The organism is Mycobacterium sp. TH-M82, from assembly GCF_057473605.1.
Genome location: NZ_JBYCKY010000405.1, coordinates 1 through 2,590, shown reverse-complemented (window position 1 = coordinate 2,590; position 2,590 = coordinate 1). Strand labels below are relative to the sequence as shown.

The window sequence follows — 2,590 nt, the reverse complement described above, 5'->3', positions numbered from 1 at the left end:
AACAATTACGGCCCGTATCAGCATGTGGAGAAGTTCATTCCGCGCCAGATCACCAACCTGCTGACCGGCCGTCGCGCCAAGCTGTACGGCAGCGGCGACAATGTGCGCGACTGGATTCACGTCGATGACCACAACGCGGCGGTGTGGCAGATCCTGGAACACGGCCAGATCGGCCGCACCTATTTGATCGGCGCGGACGGGGAACTCGCCAACCTGGCGGTGCTGCAGGCGATCCTGCGACTGATGGACCGTGATCCCGACGACTTCGACCACGTTCCCGACCGGGCCGGCCACGACCTGCGGTACGCCATCGACCCGTCGGCGCTCCGCGACGAGCTGGGCTGGAAACCTCAGCACACCGACTTCGAGGACGGCCTGCGCGACACCATCGCCTGGTACCGCGCCAACGAATCGTGGTGGGCGCCACTCAAAGACACCACCGAGGTCCGATATGAACAACGGGGTCAGTGACATGGCGGTACGCGAACTCGACATCCCGGGTGCGTGGGAACTCACCCCGGCCCAGCATGCCGATGTCCGCGGGCTGTTCTGCGAATGGTTCACCGACCGCGAGTTCACCGCGTTCGCTGGGCACCGATTCGACCTGCGGCAGGCCAACTGTTCGATGTCGGCGGCCGGGGTGCTACGTGGCCTGCACTTCGCCGAGGTGCCGCCGGGCCAGGCCAAATACGTGACGTGCGTGTCTGGTTCGGTCTTCGACGTCGCCGTCGACATCCGGGTGGGCTCACCGACATTCGGCCACTGGGACTCGGTGCTGCTCGACGACCGCGACCGCCGCGCGGTGTACATCTCCGAAGGTTTGGCGCATGGGTTCCTCGCCCTGCGAGACAATTCGACAGTGTTGTATCTGTGTTCGGCCGAGTACAACCCGCAGCGCGAGCACACCATCGCGGCCACCGACCCTGCGCTGGGCATCGACTGGCCGACGCCCACAGACAAGATGCGGCTCTCCGAGCGCGACGCCGCCGCGCCCACCCTGGCCGAAGTCCAAGCCGCCGGTCTATTGCCAACCTGGGATCAAGCCTGAGCGGGGCCAGGCTCCGCGAGCGGGGCCAGGCTCCGCTAGCGGGGCCAGGCTCCGCGAGCATGCGCAAACTCGCACTCAGCGGAGCTGCACAGTGCGATTTTGTGCATGCTCGGCCGCAAGGTAGCCAGTGAAGCGGCCGCTTCACTGCGGATGGGCCGCCAGATAGGCGGTGACCGGGATTCGTTGGGTTTCGGCGTAACCGACCGGCAGCAGCACGTCACCGGCGGTGGTGTGGTAGTAGACGTCCCACCGGTAGTAACTTCCGAACGCGGTGGGTTCGGTTGCGAGCACGGTGGCGTAGTCGTCGACCGCGCGGACGTAGTGCTCGGAGTGGTTGTAGCCGAAGATGGCGCGCTCGCGGTCGCCGGCGAAGCCGTTGGCGGCCAGGTATCGGCCAGCGGCCATGATGGCGTCGTGCGGCGAGGAGATATCGCCGCCGTCGCCGTATTTGGCGAACGTCGAGACCAGGAACTGCATGGGACCTCGCGCGTCGGCGGTGCTCGCGCCGACGATGCGGCCGAAGCCGGTTTCGACCAGGTTGATCGCCGCCAGGTAGTTCCAGCCGACGCCGCTCGCCGCCTCGGCTTTGCGGTAGTAGCCGAGCAGCTCGTCGGCCGGCGCCGGCGGATCGATGCGCCACGCGGGCAGCGTGGACTTCGGCTCGCCGGCGACCAGCGCGGCCAGCTGCCGGCGCGCGTCGATGTTGCGGTCGTAGACCTCAAGCAGCGCCGGCGGAATCCGCCGGCGGGCGAGCGCGTCCCACTCCGGATGCCAGCCCAGGGCGCGGTAGGCCACCTGCTGGCGGTGCGCGGCCTGCGTCAGCGCGGCCTCCGACGACGACGGGTCGCGCAGTGTCTGTTCGGCGGCGACCAGGCTGTCGGCGAACGCGATGGGCGCGGCCGCTTCCGGCGGCGGCTCGGCGGCCGACGTCGCTGTGATCGCCGTGGTCACGACCATGCTCAGCGCTGAGCAGACGGCGATCACGAACGCCCAGACGACCCTCATGGTTACCCTCCTAGAAGTCACCGGCATTGTGCCGCAGTGTCTCGATCGACGATGACAACGCCCGCGCCTCGCGGGCCGACATCCCGATGTCGGCGAACACCTCGTCGTTCAGCGTGAGCGTCGCCGCCTCCACCGTCGAACGACCACGCTCGGTGATGGACACCAGCGTGATCCGGCCATCGGTGGGGTGTGGCAGGCGCTCGACCAGGCCGGCGGCTTCCAGGCGGGCGATCGCATGCGTGACGCTGGTGAGGTGGACTTGCAGCCGGTCGGAGGCCTTGGTGATCGGCAGCGCACCGGTGCGGCTGAACGCCAGCAGCCGCAGCAGCTCGAAGCGGGAGAAGCTCAGGTGATACGGGCGCAGCGCGGCTTCCACCCGTGCCAGCAGAATCTGGTGGGCCCGCATCACCGACGTGACCGCGACCATCCCGTCGGCCACGTCACCCCAGCCGGCCCGCTCCCAGTTGGCCCGCGCCGAAGCGATCGGGTCGGGCTGCTCGGGCCGGGCCGGCCGGGAAGCGGGCACGCCTTTTCTTA

4 protein-coding genes are annotated in these 2,590 nt (G+C 68.4%); 2 read left to right on the top strand and 2 right to left on the bottom strand.

From position 1 onward, the window contains the following. The coding region (locus AC2VON_RS12585) for a GDP-mannose 4,6-dehydratase (protein ID WP_486953262.1) at positions 1-471 on the top strand (471 nt) is incomplete at its 5' end. Position 472: 1 nt separating this feature from the next. Continuing rightward, positions 473-1,048, top strand: coding sequence for a dTDP-4-dehydrorhamnose 3,5-epimerase (gene rfbC / locus AC2VON_RS12580; RefSeq protein ID WP_486953264.1), 576 nt, complete (start codon positions 473-475; stop codon positions 1,046-1,048). A 141-nt stretch (positions 1,049-1,189) separates the two neighbouring features. On the opposite strand, the gene AC2VON_RS12575 is transcribed toward rfbC, so the two are convergent. Both AC2VON_RS12575 and AC2VON_RS12570 read right to left on the bottom strand, forming a co-directional pair. Further along, on the bottom strand, positions 1,190-2,053 hold the full coding sequence (locus AC2VON_RS12575; protein ID WP_486953261.1) for a lytic transglycosylase domain-containing protein: 864 nt from the start codon (positions 2,051-2,053) through the stop codon (positions 1,190-1,192). A 10-nt stretch (positions 2,054-2,063) separates the two neighbouring features. Next, positions 2,064-2,579 carry a MarR family transcriptional regulator gene (locus AC2VON_RS12570; protein ID WP_486953263.1) on the bottom strand — a complete coding sequence of 172 codons (516 nt, stop codon included), beginning with the start codon at positions 2,577-2,579 and terminating at the stop codon, positions 2,064-2,066. Between the last annotated feature and the right edge of the window lie 11 nt (positions 2,580-2,590).

What these genes read in the sequence shown, in the direction of transcription:
- rfbC (WP_486953264.1), top strand. Translation starts at nt 473, where the DNA reads ATGGCGGTACGCGAACTCGACATCCCGGGTGCGTGGGAACTCACCCCG.
- AC2VON_RS12575 (WP_486953261.1), bottom strand. Translation starts at nt 2,053, where the DNA reads ATGAGGGTCGTCTGGGCGTTCGTGATCGCCGTCTGCTCAGCGCTGAGC.